Genomic DNA, 15,634 nt, shown 5'->3' with positions numbered 1-15,634 from the left:
GGGGGTGCACGGAGGCCGAGCGTTGCGCCCCTGCGGGGAACGGCGCTAGACACCGCCCGGCGACGGCCAAGGCGGCCCTTCCCGGCCCTCGCGCCGGGTCGGTCCGCGCACCGCGCCGCGAAGGCGTTGCATCATGAGTGTCCTCAAGCGCATCGGCCGCGCCCCAGCGGTCCAGCAGGCCCTCGGCCGCGCCGCGGGCGGGTACCTGCGCCTCGTGCGCGCCACCAACCGCTTTTCCATGGAGCCGGCCGAGCCCGATCCCTGGCTCGACGGCCTCGGGCCGTTCATCGCCGGCATGTGGCACGGCCAGCACACGATGATCTCGTTCATGCGCCGGCCGCACGACCGCATCGCCACGATCATCTCGCGCTCGGCCGACGGCAACATCAACACCATCGCGTTGGAGCGCATGGGCGTGCGGGTGATCCGGGCGTCGGGCGCGCGCGGGCGGGCCGTGCGCGACGTGAAGGCCAAGGGCGGTGCCGAGGGCCTGCGCGCCATGCTGCGCGCCCTGAAGAACGGTGAATCCGTCGCCTTCAGCGCCGACGTGCCGAAGGTCTCGCGCCGCTGCGACGCCGGCATCCTCACCCTCGCCCGCTTCTCCGGTCGGCCCATCGTGCCCGTGGCCGTGGTCACCAGCCGGCACCTGCGGCTGAACAGCTGGGACCGGGCCTGCTTCGGCCTCCCGTTCGGGCGCGGCGCCATGGTGTTCGGCACGCCGATCCACGTGCCCCGCGAGACCGGACCCGAGGCGTTCGAGGCGTTGCGCCTCGCGGTGGAGGCGGAGATGAACCGCGTTCACGACCGCGCCTATACCCTCGTCGGCCGCACCGACCGGGTGGGAAACCCCGCATGAGAGCGCCGGCTCAGCCCGCGTCGGTGAAGGCGATCCCCACCAAGGCCCCGCCCCTGACGGCGATCCTGAAGCTCTATCGCTACGGTCTCCTCGTCGGCGAGCCGGCGGTGGCCGGTCTGCTGGCGTGGCGCTCGCGCCAGGGCAAGGAGGACCCGGGGCGCCTGTCCGAGCGCCGCGGCCTGCCCGGCCGCGCCCGCCCCATCGGCCGCCTCGTCTGGATGCACGGCGCCAGCGTCGGCGAGATCCTCTCCCTCGTCGGCCTCGTCGACGGCATGATCGCGCGGGGGTTCTCCGTCCTCGTCACCACGGGCACCCGCAGTGCCGCCGATCTCATCGGCAGCCGCCTGCCGTCGGGAGCCGTGCACCAGTACATGCCCCTCGACGCACCGCGCTGGGTCGGGCGCTTCCTCGACCATTGGCGGCCGGACCTCGCCCTGGTGGCGGAATCCGAGATCTGGCCCAGCACCGTCGCCGGCCTCCACGCCCGCGCCATTCCCCTGATCCTCGTCAACGGCCGGATGTCCGAGCGCTCGTTCCGCGGCTGGGGCCGTACGCCCCGCACCGCCCGCGCGCTCCTGGCGCGCATCTCCGTCTGCCTCGCGCAGACGGAGGAGGATGCGGCGCGCTTCACCCAGCTCGGCACACCCCGGGTCGTCGTCTCGGGCAACCTCAAATACGATTCGGACGTGCCGCCCGTGGACGAGCAGCAGCTCGCGCACTTGCGCGACTGCATCGGCGACCGCCCCGTCTGGGTCGCGGCCAGCACCCATCCGGGCGAGGACGCCGTGGCGGCCCGCGTCCACGCGGTGCTGAAGCGCCGCTGGCCCGAAATCCTCACCATCGTGGTCCCGCGCCATCCCCATCGCGGCGGCGATGTCGCGGCCCGCGCCTCGGCCGAAGGATTGCGCAGCGCCCGGCGCTCCCAAGGCGGGCGCCCGCACGGGAGCATTGACCTGTACGTCGCCGACACGCTCGGCGAACTCGGCCTGTTCTATCGCCTGACGTCCCTGGTCTTTCTCGGTGGCTCCCTCGTGGAGCACGGCGGCCAGAACCCCATCGAGCCGGCGCGCCTCGGCGCCGCGGTCCTGCACGGGCCGCACATCTTCAACTTCACGCAGGTCTACCGGGCCCTCGACGGTGCCGGTGGCGCCCGCTGCGTCGCCGACGCGGACGACCTCGCGGCGGCCCTCGCGGATTTTCTCGCCGAACCCGCCCGCATCGACGCCATCGCCCGCGCGGGAGCAGCGGCCCTCGCGCCGTTCGAGGGCGCCGTCGATCGCACCCTGGCGGTGCTCGATCCGTTCATCGCGCAGATGCGGCTCACCGCCATGACGGCGCAGTGAGCCGGGCCTGATGCGGCCCCCGGCCTTCTGGCATGCCGGGCCTGGGCACCCCGCCGCACGGGCTCTGGCGCCCCTCGCCGCCCTCTACGGCTGGCGCAGCGCCGCCAGGATGGACCGGCGGGGCACGCCCGGCCCCTATCCCATCGTGTGCATCGGCAATTTCACCCTCGGCGGCGCCGGCAAGACGCCGACCGCCCTCGCGGTGGCCGGTCTCCTGCGCGACCTCGGCGCATCCCCGGCCTTCCTGACCCGTGGCTATGGCGGCCGCCTCGCCGGCCCGGTGCGCGTCGATCCCGACCGGCACGCCGCCGTGGACACCGGCGACGAACCCCTGCTGCTCGCCCGGTTCGCCCCCACCATCGTGGCGCGGGACCGGCTGGCGGGCGCGCCTCACTGCATCGAGGCGGGCGCCGACGTGATCGTCATGGACGACGGTCTGCAGAGCCCGGCGCTCGCCAAGGCTCTGTCCTTCGCGGTGGTGGATGCGGGGGTGGGCGTCGGCAACGGCCGCGTTTTCCCCGCCGGCCCCCTGCGGGTGCCCCTCGCCCGGCAATGGCGCCACATCCACGGCCTCGTTCTCATCGGTGCCGGCGCCCCCGGCGAGACCGTGGCCGAAGACGCCGCGCACCGTGGGTTGCCGGTGCACCGCGCCCGGCTCGTCCCGGAAGGCGACTGGGCCGGGCGCCGGGTCCTGGCGTTCGCCGGTATCGGCCGGCCCGACAAGATGTTCGCCACCCTGCGCGAAGCCGGCGCCGACGTGGTCGCGACCCGCGCCTTCGCCGACCACCATCCCTACGGACGGGCCGAACTCGGCGCCCTCGCGGCGGAGGCGGAGCGCCTCGGCGCCGACCTCGTCACCACCCGGAAGGACCACGTCCGGCTGCCGCCCGAATTCGCCACCCGCGTCACGGTCCTGCCCGTGACCCTCGCGTTCGTCGATGCCGGTGCCGTCGCGGCGCAACTGGCGGACATCCTGCCCCGCCCCTGAGTGTCCGGTCCGCCCTCGTTCAAGTGTCCTTGTGGTTGTGCGCGATGGGGGGTTAGCGTCGGATCATGCCCGAATCGACCAGCCTCCTCGCCTTCGCCCTCGTCTCCCTCGGCATGGTCCTGACGCCGGGGCCGAACATGATCTACCTCGTGTCGCGCTCCATCGCGCAGGGGCCGCGGGCCGGGCTGATCTCCCTCGGCGGCGTCGCGCTCGGGTTCGTCGTCTACATGCTGTGCGCGGCCTTCGGCATCACCGCCCTGCTGCTCGCCGTGCCGTTCGCCTATGATACCCTGCGCTGGGCGGGGGCCGCCTACCTGCTCTACCTCGCCTGGCAGGCCGTGCGGCCGGGCGGGCGCAGCCCGTTCGCGGCACGCGCCCTGCCCCATGACGGCCCGGGCCGGCTGTTCACCATGGGGTTCGTCACCAACCTGCTGAACCCGAAGATCGCGGTGATGTATCTGTCGCTGCTGCCGCAATTCATCGACCCGGCGCGGGGCAGCGTCCTCGTCCAGGCCCTGATCCTCGGCACGGTCCAGATCGTTGTGAGCGTCGGCGTGAACGCTTTCATCGCGGTGGGGGCCGGGTCGGTGTCCACCTTCCTCGGTGGCCGTCCGGCCTGGCAGGTGGCCCAGCGCTGGCTCATGGGCACGGTTCTGGCCGGCCTCGCCCTGCGCATGGCCGCCGAGTCGCGGCGCTGAGGCGTCAGCGTGGGCCGAGCGCCCGCGCGAAGGCCGTCAGGTTGTTGCGCATCATCGCCACGTAGGTCGGTGCCGGGCCGTCGGGGCCCGACAGGGCATCGGAATAGACTTTGCCGCCGATGGCCGCACCGCTCTCGCGGGCGATCTGCTCCATGAGGCGCGGGTCGGCGATGGTTTCGAGGAACACCGCCGGGATCTTCTCCGCCCGGATCTGCCGGACGATCCGCGCCACGTCGCGCGGGCTCGCTTCGCTGTCCGTCGAGACCCCTTGCGGCGCGATGAAGGTCAGGCCGTAGGCGGCGGTGAAGTAGCCGAAGGCGTCGTGGGTGGTGATGATCCGCCGCTGTGCGGGGGGAATCTTCGCGATGGTGGCGCGGACCTCGCCTTCCAGGGCATCGAGTTCGCCGAGATAGGCCGTGGCCCGGGCCGCGTACGCCGCCGCATGGGCCGGATCGCGCTTGGCGAGCCCATCGCGGATGTTGGCGACGTAGACCTTGGCGTTGGCGATGCTCTGCCAGGCGTGCGGATCGGCGTGGTGGTCGTGGGCATGGCCGTGCCCATGGTCATCGGCCTCCTCGATGGGCTTGATCCCCTTCGAGGCCACCACGACGGGTGCCTTGGCGCCGGACGCCTTGATGAGGCGGTCGATCCACCCCTCGAGTCCCAGACCGTTGACCACCACGAGGTCGGCCGCCGCGAGCGTGCGGGCGTCGCTCGGTGCCGGCGCGTAGCCGTGGGCATCGGCGTCGGGCTTGACCAGGGTGGTCACCGCCACCCGCTCGCCGCCGACCTGTGAGACGAGATCGCCGAGGATCGAGAACGTCGCCACCACACGGAGTCTTTCGGGGTCGGCCAGGGCCGGCGCCGCGCCGCAGAGAACTGCGAGCAGCAGGGCGAACGCCATCGGCAGTCCGGTCGGGAGGCGTCCACGCAACATTGGCAAAGGTCCTCGGTTCAGGCTTCTTCGGTTCAGTAGTGTAACATTATCACATTGCCAAGCCTGGATGCCTCGACTTGATCTCTCGTCCCCCCGGCCGCAAACACCGGCCGATCCGATTTCTCGGGGCGTTGAGAAAGTCATAAAAAACCATGGCGCGTCGGCCGCTCCTGAGGGGTGACACCCTCCCCCTCCTGGGCCGTGTCTGGCGCGAGTGGCTCAGCCCCCACCGGGCGACGCTGGCCGTGGTCCTCGTGCTCATCGCCATCGTGGGCGCGGCGACGGGGTTCTACCCGGCCCTCATCAAGGGCGCTTTCGACGCCTTCGACGCCAAGGACACGGCGGCCCTCGCCTACGGTCCCCTCATCGTCATCGCCATCACGTCGATCCGGGGCTTCGCCCTGTTCGGCCAGACGGTGCTGACCAACCGCGTGGTCACGCGGGTCGAGGCCGACATGCAGGCGGCCCTCTACGCCCACCTCATCGACTCGGATCTGGCCCAGCTCGGGCGCGAGAGCCCGGCCGCCTTCACCCAGCGCTTCACCACGGATTTCGCCTTCATCAAGGAGGCGCTCACCCGCATTTCCACGGTGCTCCTGCGCGACATCGCCATGCTCATCGCCCTGGTGGCGGCGCTGATCTGGATGGACCCGCTCCTGACCCTGGTGGCCGGCGTGACCGTGCCGTTCGTCGCCGGCCCCATCGGCCGGGTCGGCAAGAAGCTGCGCCGGGTCTCGACGACGACGCAGGAGCAGATGGGGCTCACCGCGAGCCTCATCTCCGAGAGCCTGCAGGGCGCGCGCATCGCCAAGACCTACGCGCTGGAAGGCTACCTCAAGGGCCGGGCGCAGGGGGCCTTCGACGAGGTACGCCGCCTCAAGATGAAGGCGGCCAACGCCCGCGGGCGCCTCGATCCGCTCCTCGAGATCGGCGGCGGCTTCGCCGTGGCCGCCGTGCTGGTGCTGGTCGGCCAGCGGGTGATGTCGGGCGAGCGCACGGTGGGGGATTTCACCGGCTACGTCGCCGCGCTGCTGCTCGCCGCTCAGCCGGCCCGGGCGCTCGGCACCCTCAACGCCATCCTGCAGGAGGCGGGCGCGGCCCTGCAGCGCTACTTCGCCCTCATGGACGAGGCCCCGCTGATCCGCGAGGCGGCGGACGCCAAGGAACTGCTGGTGGGCGGCGGCGCGATCCGCTTTTCCGACGTGCGCTTCCGCTACCGCGCCGACGCGCCGGCCCTGGAGGGGATCGACCTCGCCGTGCCGGCCGGCGCCACCGTGGCCCTCGTGGGGCGCTCGGGGTCGGGAAAATCCTCGCTGCTCAACCTCGTGCCGCGCCTCTACGACGTCGATGCCGGAGCCGTGTCCATCGACGGTCAGGACATCCGGCACGTGACCTTCGCGTCGCTCCGCCGGGCCGTTGCGGTGGTGTCCCAGGAGGTGGTGCTGTTCGACGACACGGTGGCAGCCAACATCGGCTTTGGCCGCCCCGGCGCCTCCCGAGCCGAGATCGAGGCGGCGGCGGAGGCGGCGGCCGCCCACGGCTTCGTTTCGCGCCTGCCCGAGGGTTACGAATTTCGCGTCGGCCCCGCCGGTGGGCGGCTGTCGGGGGGGGAGCGCCAGCGCATCTCGCTCGCCCGCGCCTTCCTGAAGGACGCGCCGATCCTGCTCCTCGACGAGGCGACGAGTGCGCTCGATTCCGAGTCCGAGCGCCTCGTCCAGGCCGCGCTCCTGCGCCTCATGCGCGGGCGCACCACCCTCGTCATCGCCCACCGCCTCTCGACGGTGCGCGACGCCGATCTCATCGTGGTGATGGAGGCCGGCCGCGTCGCCGAGACCGGCACCCACACCGACCTCATGGGCCGTGGCGGAGCCTATGCCCGCCTGCACCGGATGCAGCTCTCGGGCGACGCCCCCGACGAGACCCTGGCGCCTTGAGGCGACGGCGTGCCGCGCACGTCGACCGCCCGTGACCCCCGCGGAGATACGCCGCCGATGACACCCGAGCCCTACGGCCGCACCAAGAACGGGCAACCCGTCGCCCGCCACACCCTCGCGCGCGGGCGGCTTACCGTGCGGATCCTCGATTACGGCGGAATCGTCTCCGCCATCGAGACACCCGACCGGACGGGACGGAGAACCAACGTGGTCCTGGGCGCCATGGACCTCGCCGGCTACGAGGCCAGCGACGCGCATTTCGGCGCCCTCATCGGCCGCTACGCCAATCGCATCGCGCACGGCCGGTTCAGCCTCGACGGACAGGTCCATGATCTGCCCCGCAACGAGGGGGACAACACCATGCATGGCGGCCCGGCGGGGTTCGACCGCAAGGTCTGGCGGGTTGAATCGGCGACTGGTACCGACCTCACCCTCGCCCATCGCTCGCCCGACGGTGACCAGGGCTTCCCCGGCACCCTCGACGTGCGGGTGACCTACGCCCTTCCCGACGACGAGACCCTGTCCATCACCTACGCGGCCGAGACCGACCGGCCGACGGTTCTGAACCTGACCAACCACAGCTATTTCAACCTCGCCGGCGAGGGCGCGGGCGATGCGCTCGACCACGTGGTGGGAATCGCCGCCGACGCATACCTGGCGGTCGACGCGGATCAGATCCCCACCGGCGAGCGGTGCGCGGTCTCCGGCACGCCCTTCGATTTTCGCACCCCCACGGCCCTCGGCGCCCGCATCCGCGCGGCCGATCGCCAACTGATCCGGGGCCATGGCTACGACCACACCTTCGTGCTGCGCGGAGCCGGCGGCCTGCGTACGGTCGCCACCGCGCACGATCCCGCGAGCGGCCGGCACCTGACCGTGGCCACCACCCAACCCGGCCTGCAACTCTACACCGCCAACATGCTCGACGGCACGGCGACGGGCTCGGGTGGTGGGCTCTATCGCGCCGGGGATGCCGTGTGCTTCGAGGCGCAAGGGTTTCCCGACGCGCCGAACCATCCCGACTTCCCGAGCACCGTCCTGCGTCCGGGCGAATCGTTCTCGGCGGTCACCACGTACCGATTCACCGTCGCATGACCGTTGTCGTGTACGCCGCCGCCGCCCTGTTCGAGATCGGCGGGTGCTTCTCGGTCTGGGCCTGGCTGCGGCTCGGGCGCTCGGCCTGGTGGCTGGTGCCGGGCGCCGTGGCCCTGGGGCTGTTCGCCTGGCTGCTGACGCGCGTCGAGAGCGAGGCGGCCGGCCGCGCCTATGCGGCCTATGGCGGGCTCTACATCGGCGCGTCCCTCCTGTGGATGTGGGGCGCGGAAGGCCAGCGGCCGGACCGCTTCGATGTCGCCGGCGCCGCCCTGTGCCTCGCCGGGGCGGGCCTCATCCTCTATGGTCCGCGCACCTGAAAGGTCCGCCGTGGGACTGGATGCGGCAAAGCTGCAGGCCCATTAATTGCACTGCAGCATGGCTGTTTTGCAGTGCGGCATCTTGCGTTTTCGAATGCGAATAGGTCAAAACCGTCGCCTGTCGTACCCGACGCGCGAGATTTATAGTTCACATGTCAAGCCACAACCAGCAGACCAACGGTCGAGAGACGACGCTCAATCGCAGGAAACTGCTGGAATTCCTGTCCGCCAGCCCGATCCTCGCACCGGGCGCCATCAGCGCGGTCGCCGGAATGCTCGCTGCCGGCACTTCCGGGGCGATGGCTCAGAGCTACGACGTCCTCCGGCAGGCGCCCGTCATGGACGGCGACCTCATCGCCAATCCCGCCCAGGCCCTGAACGTCTTCGATTTCGAGGCGGTGGCGAAGAAGACCCTGCCCCCGGCCCATTACGGCTACCTCGCCAGCGGCGTCGACGGCGACGAGACCCTGAAGGCCAACCGCGAGGGCTTCGAGAAGATCGCCATCCGCGCCCGCCGCCTTATCGACGTGCGCAAGATCGACACCACGGTGAAGATCTTCGGCGAGACCTGGGGCAGCCCCATCGCACTGGCGCCCATCTCCAGCCAGGGTGCGTTCCACCCCGAGGCCGAGGGTGCCGTTGCTCGCGCCTGCAAGGCGAAGAACCATCAGATGATCCTGTCCACCGTGGGCAGCACCTCCATCGAGGACGTGATCAAGGAGCGCGGTTCCCCGGTCTGGTACATGCTGTACCCCACCGACGACTGGGCCGTGACCGAGGCCCTGGTGAAGCGCGCCGAGAAGGCCGGCGCCCCGGCCATCGTGCTCACCGTCGACCGGCAGGGCGGTCGCAACACCGAGACCCTGTTCCGTGAGCGCCGCAGCGATACCCGTACCTGCACCGATTGCCATACGCCCGGCTTCAAGAACGAGGTGAGCCGCAAGCCAATGTTCGACGACCTCGACGTGTCGAAGGTGACGAACCTCTACGGCACCGGCATGACCTGGGACTACGTCAAGCGCCTGCGCGGCATCGTGAAGGGCAAGCTCGTCCTCAAGGGCATCGTCACCCACGAGGACGCCAAGAAGGCCCTGGAATACGGCGTCGACGCCCTCATCGTGTCGAACCACGGCGGCCGCGCCGAGGAGAGCCTGCAATCGACCATCGGCGTCCTGCCGGAGATCGTGGGCGCCGTGAACGGCAAGGTGCCGATCCTCATCGACGGCGGGTTCCGGCGCGGCACCGACGTGATCAAGGCCCTGGCGCTCGGCGCCACCGCCGTCTGCGTCGGCCGCCCCTACGCCTGGGGGCTCGCCGCCTTCGGCCAGCCCGGCGTCGAGATGGTGCTCACCCTCATGCAGCGCGAGTTCGAGACGATCATGCGTCAGGTCGGTGCGACGAAGATCGCCGAGATCAACGCCGCGAGCGTCAGCCGGGCCTGATCCCGTCGGGAGAGCGGGATTTCGTTTCCGCTCCCCCGAGACACCGCGACGCGAAACAGAACCGCCCCGAGGGTTTCCCTTCGGGGCGGTTCTGTTTTCATCGAGAACGCTTTCGGATCAGCTCTTGCGGATCAGCTTACGTGAGCGTCCGCCTCGACCAGGATCTCGCGCTTTCCGGCGTGGTTGGCCGGTCCGACGATGCCCTCCATCTCCATCTTTTCCATGAGGGAGGCGGCGCGGTTGTAGCCGATCTGCAGGCGGCGCTGGATGTAGGACGTGGACGCTTTCTTGTCCCGAAGCACCACCTGCATGGCTTGGGCGTAGAGGTCGCCGCCGGTCTCGCCGAAGCTGCCTTGGTCGAACACCGCACCGTCCATCTCGACCTCGTCGGAGGCCGACCCCTTAGCCCCCTCGCCCTCGTCGGCGGTGACCGCCTCGAGGTAGGACGGCCGGCCCTGGCGCTTGAGATGAGCGACGACGCTCTCGACTTCCGAATCCGAGCAGAACGGCCCGTGCACGCGCGTCGTGCGGCCGCCGCCGGCCATGAACAGCATGTCGCCCTGGCCCAAAAGCTGCTCGGCGCCCATCTCGCCGAGGATCGTGCGGCTGTCGATCTTGCTCGTCACCTGGAAGGAGATCCGGGTCGGGAAGTTCGCCTTGATGGTGCCGGTGATGACGTCGACCGACGGGCGCTGCGTCGCCATGATGAGGTGGATGCCGGCTGCGCGTGCCATCTGGGCGAGGCGCTGGATCGCACCCTCGATGTCTTTCCCCGCCACCATCATCAGGTCGGCCATCTCGTCGACGACGATGACGATGTAGGGCAGCGGGGTGAGGTCCATCTCCTCGTTCTCGTAGACGGCCTCGCCGGTCTCGCGGTCGAAACCGGTCTGCACGGTCCGAGTCAGGATCTCGCCGCGCCCCCGCGCCTCGGCGAGTCGGGCGTTGAACCCGTCGATGTTGCGCACACCGACCTTGGACATCTTCTTGTAGCGCTCCTCCATCTCGCGCACGGCCCATTTGAGGGCGATGACCGCCTTCTTCGGGTCCGTGACCACGGGCGAGAGCAGGTGCGGANCTTGGACATCTTCTTGTAGCGCTCCTCCATCTCGCGCACGGCCCATTTGAGGGCGATGACCGCCTTCTTCGGGTCCGTGACCACGGGCGAGAGCAGGTGCGGGATGCCGTCGTAGACCGACAGTTCGAGCATCTTCGGATCGACCATGATCAGGCGGCACTGCTCCGGGGTCATCCGGTAGAGCAGGCTGAGGATCATGGTGTTGATGGCGACCGACTTGCCGGAGCCGGTGGTGCCGGCCACCAGCAGGTGCGGCATCCGGGCGAGATCGGCGATGATCGGCTCGCCGCCGATGTTCTTGCCGAGGCACAGGGCAAGGCTCTGCTTCGTCTCGGCGAAATCGACGGAGGCCAGGAGCTCGCGAAGGTAAACGGTCTCGCGCCGCGCATTGGGTAGCTCGATGCCGATGGCGTTCCGGCCCGGGACTACGGCGACGCGGGCCGAGACGGCGGACATGGACCGGGCGATGTCGTCGGCCAGCGAGATCACGCGGCTCGACTTGGTGCCGGGCGCGGGCTCCAATTCGTAGAGGGTCACGACGGGGCCGGGGCGCACGGCCAGGATGTCGCCACGCACGCCGAAATCGCTCAGGGTGGCTTCGAGCAGGGTCGCGTTCTGCTCGAGGGCTTCCGAGGACACCTGGGCTGAGGGTGAGACCAGGGGCGGCTCGGCCAGGAGACCCAGCGCCGGAACCGCGTAGGCACCCGGATTGTGCACAGGAGCCGGGGCCGGACGCCGCTGGGGCACGGGGGGCGACGGCGGCGCGGCGACGCGCGAGCGCGCATCCGGGGGCGCGGGCTGGGGATCTTGCGCGAAGACCGGCTCCTCGCCGCCATCGTCGGGCTCGTCGTCGTGCAGCACGGGAGCGGCCCGTCGCACGGGCGCGGGCGCAGCTTCGGTGTCGAACACCGGTTCGCGGCGCGGATCGCGCGGACTGGGTGCCTCCCAGGGGGTGTCGTCGTCGGAGAAGGCGCGCCGTGCCGCCAGGGCCGGCGAGGCGCCGTCATGGGAGAGAACCGCCTGCGCGGCGCGGCCCTCGCGCCAGGTCTCGACACGCGAGGCCAGGGCGGCGCGGCCACCCATGAGCATCTGCGCAAGGGCGCCGAGGGACACGACTCCGAGGCTCGGTTCGTCGTCCTCGTAGCGGTCGTCGTTGCGGGCGCGGGCGGGCGGCCGCACGGGATGCAGCGGCTCGTCCTCCTCCTCCGGGATCTCGCCCACCCGGCAGGCACCGGTCAGGCTCAGGATGGCGATGGCGGCGAAGAGGAAGCCCACCAACGCCGCGGCCGGCGAGGCGACGATGCCCACGATGGTGCGGGCCGCGTGGATCAAGGCATCGCCGGTGACGCCGCCGAGCCCCGTGGGCAGGGGCCAGCGCGCCGTGGACGGCAGGGCGCTGGCCACCGCGCTCGCGGAGAAGAAGCCGATGATCCACAGGGTGATGCGCAGGCCCCCGCGCGGCAGGGCACGGGAGCGCATGAGCTGCACCCCCCACAGGGCCGGTGGCAGGACGAAAGCCAGGGAGCCGAGGCCGAGGAGCTGCATGGCGAGGTCGGACATCACCGCCCCGCTGGTGCCGAGCACGTTGTGGGCGGCGTGGTCGGTGGCGTGGTTCAGGCTCGGGTCGTCGATGGACCACGTCGCCAGGGCGACGGTCAGGGCCGTCGCGCCGGCAAACAGGATGAGACCGCCCAACTCCGTCATCCGCTTGGCCAGGAACGGCCGAAAGCTGTCGACGAACGTGTCGTAGGGCGATGCGGAACGGCGAAGCGAGCGCATTCGGAACCAGACGCGATGGGGAAACGGTCCGGTAACGCTAACGCCCACGCGGTTAACGGGGGTTTAAGTCGTTCGGATCAGGCCGGATCGATCACGCTGGCAACCCGGGCGGCGATCTCGGTGGCGATTTCGAGCGGTGCGTTGCCCGTGTAGCTGGCGCTGCCGTCCGCGATTCGAGCGCGAAGATCGAAGCTCCGGATCTGGTTACAGACGGCCACGCCCGTGACGCCTCCGCCACTGACCGGGACGGTAAGGCCGGCGGCGCGCGCGCCGTGCGCGACCGTATTGATCACGACCACGATCGAGACCCCATGCGCGTTGATCGCCTCGGGGCTGACGACCATCCAGTAGTGCCGGTTCTTCATCTCCCGGCCTGCCACCGGATTCGGGTCGATGGAGTAGATCTCGCCGCGCTTCGGGATCTTCGGCCTCGGGCCCATCAGCCGGCCTCGTTTCCGACTGGTTCACCATCGAGCGCTCCGGCCACACCGGCGTAGACTTCCGGCAGGTGTTCGACCCCGACCAGCAACTCGTCCAGCGTATAACGGCGCGGCAGTGCCGCCGCGACATCGGGAACGGGCGTCGCGACGATCGCACCGTCCCGCACGGAGAGGGCGAAGGCCGCTCCCGTGTCCGCACCCACTTGCGCCAGGATCGTGGGAGGCAGGGTGATGATGCGTGCACCACCCTGCTTACGTACTCTGGAGATAGATGACATGGGCGATCGACCTCGGATGATGTGCTACTAAGATAGCACACTTTGTCATCGTCACACTGGGCACGCACACGAAAAAGGCCCCGAATCGTGCGATCCGGAGCCTTCGTTCAGTGGGTTCTCCGGGCCGCCCCGGAAGGCGGCCCGGTCCCCGAGGGCGATCCTAGTAGTTGTAGGCGCGCTCGCCGTGATCGGCGATGTCGAGGCCTTCGCGCTCCTCGTCCTGGGTGACGCGCAGGCCGATGGTGAGATCGACGAGCTTGTACAGGATGGCGGAGCCGATGCCGGACCACAGAATGGTGAATCCGACGGCCTTGAGCTGGCTCATCAGGGCCGCCGCCGTCTCGTAGGTGCCCACCGCGAGTTCACCGGGCTTCGAGGCGTAGTCCGGCAGGCCGACGCCGCCAAAATCCGGGTTGACCAGGATGCCGGTCGCCACGGCGCCGAGGATGCCGCCGATGCAGTGCACGCCGAAGACGTCGAGGGAATCGTCGTAGCCGAGCGCGTTCTTCACCGTGGAGCACATGATGAAGCATACGGCGCCCGCGACGAGGCCCAGCACGATCGAACCCATGGGACCGGCGAAACCGGCGGCCGGGGTGACGGCGACGAGGCCCGCGATGGCACCCGACAGCATGCCCAGCAGGGAGGGCTTGCCCTTCAGCATCCACTCCACGAACAGCCAGGAGAGGGCGGCGGCGGCGGTGGCCACGAAGGTGTTGAGCATCGCCATGGCGGCGGTGCCGTTGGACTCGAGGTTCGAGCCGGCGTTGAAGCCGAACCAGCCGACCCAGAGCAGCGAGGCGCCGATGGCGGTCATGGTCAGGGAGTGCGGAGCGAGCAGGTCACGGCCGTACCCGATGCGCTTGCCGAGCATGAGGCATCCGACGAAGCCGGCGATGCCCGCGTTGATGTGCACCACGGTGCCGCCTGCGAAGTCGAGGGCGCCCCACTTGAACAGCAGGCCGGCATCGGCGTTCACCGCGTCGAGGGCCGCCTGTGCGGTCGCCTTCGAGGCGTCGTCGGTGGCGGCGGCCAGCGCCTTGGCGGCGTTGCCGACGGCGTCCGGGCCGCCCCAATACCAGACCATGTGGGCCATCGGGAAGTAGATGAGGGTGGTCCAGAGGATCATGAACACGACGAGCGCCGAGAACTTCATCCGCTCGGCGAAGGCGCCGACGATGAGGGCCGGGGTGATCATCGCGAACGTCATCTGGAAGCAGATGTAGACGTATTCGGGGATCACGACGCCGTTCGAAAAGGTTGCGACGGTGGAGTTGGCGTCGATGCCCTTCAGGAAGGCCTTCGAGAACCCGCCGACGAAGTCGTTCAGGCCGCCGCCGTTGGTGAAGGCGAGGCTGTAGCCGAAGATCACGAACAGCAGCGAGGAAATGCACGCGATGGCGAAGACCTGCGTCAGCACCGAGAGCATGTTCTTCGTGCGCACGAGGCCGCCGTAGAACAGGGCCAGGCCCGGCACGACCATCAGCAGCACGAGGGCGCTGGAGATCAGCATCCAGGCGGTGTCGCCCTTGTTCGGGACGGGCGCGGCCACTGCGGCGGCCGGTGCGGCCTCCGTGGTCGGCGACTGCGCGAGGGATGGCTCGATGAACAGGAGCGCCAGGGCGGCGCCTCCCATTCCGAGCGCCAGGGCATTGCGAAGTTTCATGGAAACAGGACTCCCGGTCACTGTGCGATGCTGAAGGGGGACGATCGTGGGGCGGGGACCGGCGGGCGGCCCGACTTCCCCGGGGGCCGGCGCGCGGACCCGAAGTACGGCTGTGGACTGCGAGGGGCTACCTCAGAGGGCGTCGACGTCGGTCTCGCCGGTGCGGATGCGGACGGCCTTCTCGAGGGGAAGAACGAAGATCTTGCCGTCGCCGATCTGGCCCGTGCGGGCGGCGGCCGCGATGGCGTCGATGACGCTGCCGGTGAGGTCGGAGGCCACCGCCACCTCGATCTTCAGCTTGGGCAGGAAGCTCACGGCGTACTCGGCGCCGCGGTAGATCTCGGTGTGGCCCTTCTGGCGGCCGTAACCCTTCACCTCGGTGACGGTGAGCCCGTGCACGCCGATGCCGGTCAGGGCGTCCCGGACCTCCTCCAGCTTGAACGGCTTGATGATAGCCATCACGATCTTCATGGGCGGCGCCCCCTTGTCCCGATTGGTTGCCCGGCCGGCGCGCTCTCGCGTCGCGACCCGACGGGTCCGGATGTTCGGCGTGGATCGGACTGACCCAGACGCTCGCCCTTCGTTATTCAAGGACTATGCCAACGGGAACTTTTCGCGTTCGGCCCTATCTGCTTAGAAACTGTCCGTACCGTGCCCTGGATACGGGCGAAATTCCCGCCAAGTTTGCGCTGTTCGCAAGCATTATGGCGCATCGATAGGCAGATTGAGAGGTGTCCGGGCACCTCGCGAGATGCCTGGAGATCGGCGCCGCGCCGCCGCGTG

At 70.0% G+C, this 15,634-nt stretch carries 14 protein-coding genes and 1 pseudogene; 8 read left to right on the top strand and 7 right to left on the bottom strand.

Annotated features, from left to right (window positions below; all coding sequences use genetic code 11):
* Nucleotides 1-133 precede the first annotated feature (133 nt).
* The 4 genes from ASG60_RS12565 to ASG60_RS12550 all read left to right on the top strand — a co-directional run bounded on the left by ASG60_RS12565 (nt 134) and on the right by ASG60_RS12550 (nt 3,885).
* Nucleotides 134-856 (top strand): lysophospholipid acyltransferase family protein, encoded by a 723-nt coding sequence (locus ASG60_RS12565; RefSeq protein WP_056173759.1) that lies wholly within the window; start codon nt 134-136, stop codon nt 854-856.
* Entirely contained in the window at nt 853-2,199 is a 1,347-nt protein-coding gene (locus ASG60_RS12560; RefSeq protein WP_082531736.1) for a 3-deoxy-D-manno-octulosonic acid transferase, read from the top strand. The genes ASG60_RS12565 and ASG60_RS12560 overlap by 4 nt, the downstream gene beginning before the upstream one ends.
* Nucleotides 2,200-2,209: 10 nt before the next feature.
* The gene (gene lpxK, locus ASG60_RS12555; protein WP_056262019.1) at nt 2,210-3,187 is read left to right on the top strand and encodes a tetraacyldisaccharide 4'-kinase; all 978 of its coding nucleotides are present in this window, start codon (nt 2,210-2,212) and stop codon (nt 3,185-3,187) included.
* A 65-nt stretch (nt 3,188-3,252) separates the two neighbouring features.
* Nucleotides 3,253-3,885 carry a LysE family translocator gene (locus tag ASG60_RS12550; RefSeq protein WP_056173753.1) on the top strand — a complete coding sequence of 211 codons (633 nt, stop codon included), beginning with the start codon at nt 3,253-3,255 and terminating at the stop codon, nt 3,883-3,885.
* A 4-nt stretch (nt 3,886-3,889) separates the two neighbouring features.
* Here ASG60_RS12550 and ASG60_RS12545 read toward each other — a convergent pair whose 3' ends face one another.
* Nucleotides 3,890-4,789 carry a zinc ABC transporter substrate-binding protein gene (locus tag ASG60_RS12545; protein ID WP_156398888.1) on the bottom strand — a complete coding sequence of 300 codons (900 nt, stop codon included), beginning with the start codon at nt 4,787-4,789 and terminating at the stop codon, nt 3,890-3,892.
* 185 nt (nt 4,790-4,974) lie between these two features.
* Between ASG60_RS12545 and ASG60_RS12540 the strand changes: the two genes are divergently transcribed.
* The 4 genes from ASG60_RS12540 (at nt 4,975) to ASG60_RS12525 (ending at nt 9,610) form a co-directional block, all read left to right on the top strand.
* Nucleotides 4,975-6,756 carry an ABC transporter transmembrane domain-containing protein gene (locus tag ASG60_RS12540; protein WP_056361982.1) on the top strand — a complete coding sequence of 594 codons (1,782 nt, stop codon included), beginning with the start codon at nt 4,975-4,977 and terminating at the stop codon, nt 6,754-6,756.
* 57 nt (nt 6,757-6,813) lie between these two features.
* Nucleotides 6,814-7,851 carry an aldose epimerase family protein gene (locus ASG60_RS12535; protein ID WP_056385844.1) on the top strand — a complete coding sequence of 346 codons (1,038 nt, stop codon included), beginning with the start codon at nt 6,814-6,816 and terminating at the stop codon, nt 7,849-7,851.
* Entirely contained in the window at nt 7,848-8,168 is a 321-nt protein-coding gene (locus ASG60_RS12530) for a YnfA family protein (RefSeq protein WP_056385842.1), read from the top strand. The genes ASG60_RS12535 and ASG60_RS12530 overlap by 4 nt, the downstream gene beginning before the upstream one ends.
* Before the next feature lie 152 nt (nt 8,169-8,320).
* On the top strand, nt 8,321-9,610 hold the full coding sequence (locus ASG60_RS12525) for an alpha-hydroxy acid oxidase (RefSeq protein WP_056361973.1): 1,290 nt from the start codon (nt 8,321-8,323) through the stop codon (nt 9,608-9,610).
* 131 nt (nt 9,611-9,741) lie between these two features.
* On the opposite strand, the pseudogene ASG60_RS12520 reads toward ASG60_RS12525, so the two are convergent.
* From ASG60_RS12520 to ASG60_RS12495, 6 genes and pseudogenes are all read right to left on the bottom strand, one after another.
* Nucleotides 9,742-10,687 (bottom strand): annotated as a pseudogene (locus ASG60_RS12520) (FtsK/SpoIIIE domain-containing protein); the annotation flags it as partial.
* Nucleotide 10,688: 1 nt separating this feature from the next.
* On the bottom strand, nt 10,689-12,467 hold a 1,779-nt coding region (locus ASG60_RS12515), incomplete at its 3' end, for a DNA translocase FtsK 4TM domain-containing protein (RefSeq protein ID WP_056386088.1).
* A 77-nt stretch (nt 12,468-12,544) separates the two neighbouring features.
* Nucleotides 12,545-12,907 (bottom strand): type II toxin-antitoxin system PemK/MazF family toxin, encoded by a 363-nt coding sequence (locus ASG60_RS12510; RefSeq protein ID WP_056385840.1) that lies wholly within the window; start codon nt 12,905-12,907, stop codon nt 12,545-12,547.
* Nucleotides 12,907-13,185, bottom strand: a complete 279-nt coding sequence (locus ASG60_RS12505) for a hypothetical protein (protein WP_056385838.1) — start codon at nt 13,183-13,185, stop codon at nt 12,907-12,909. Before ASG60_RS12505 ends, ASG60_RS12510 begins: the two co-directional genes overlap by 1 nt.
* 160 nt (nt 13,186-13,345) lie before the next feature.
* Nucleotides 13,346-14,851, bottom strand: coding sequence for an ammonium transporter (locus ASG60_RS12500; protein ID WP_056173726.1), 1,506 nt, complete (start codon nt 14,849-14,851; stop codon nt 13,346-13,348).
* A 132-nt stretch (nt 14,852-14,983) separates the two neighbouring features.
* Nucleotides 14,984-15,322 (bottom strand): P-II family nitrogen regulator, encoded by a 339-nt coding sequence (locus ASG60_RS12495; RefSeq protein ID WP_056094106.1) that lies wholly within the window; start codon nt 15,320-15,322, stop codon nt 14,984-14,986.
* Between the last annotated feature and the right edge of the window lie 312 nt (nt 15,323-15,634).

It is taken from the genome of Methylobacterium sp. Leaf469 (genome assembly GCF_001424745.1).
In the GTDB taxonomy this organism is placed as follows: Bacteria; Pseudomonadota; Alphaproteobacteria; order Rhizobiales; family Beijerinckiaceae; genus Methylobacterium.
Note: the sequence above shows the minus strand (reverse complement) of the source record. Positions and strands in the feature narration are given on the sequence as shown.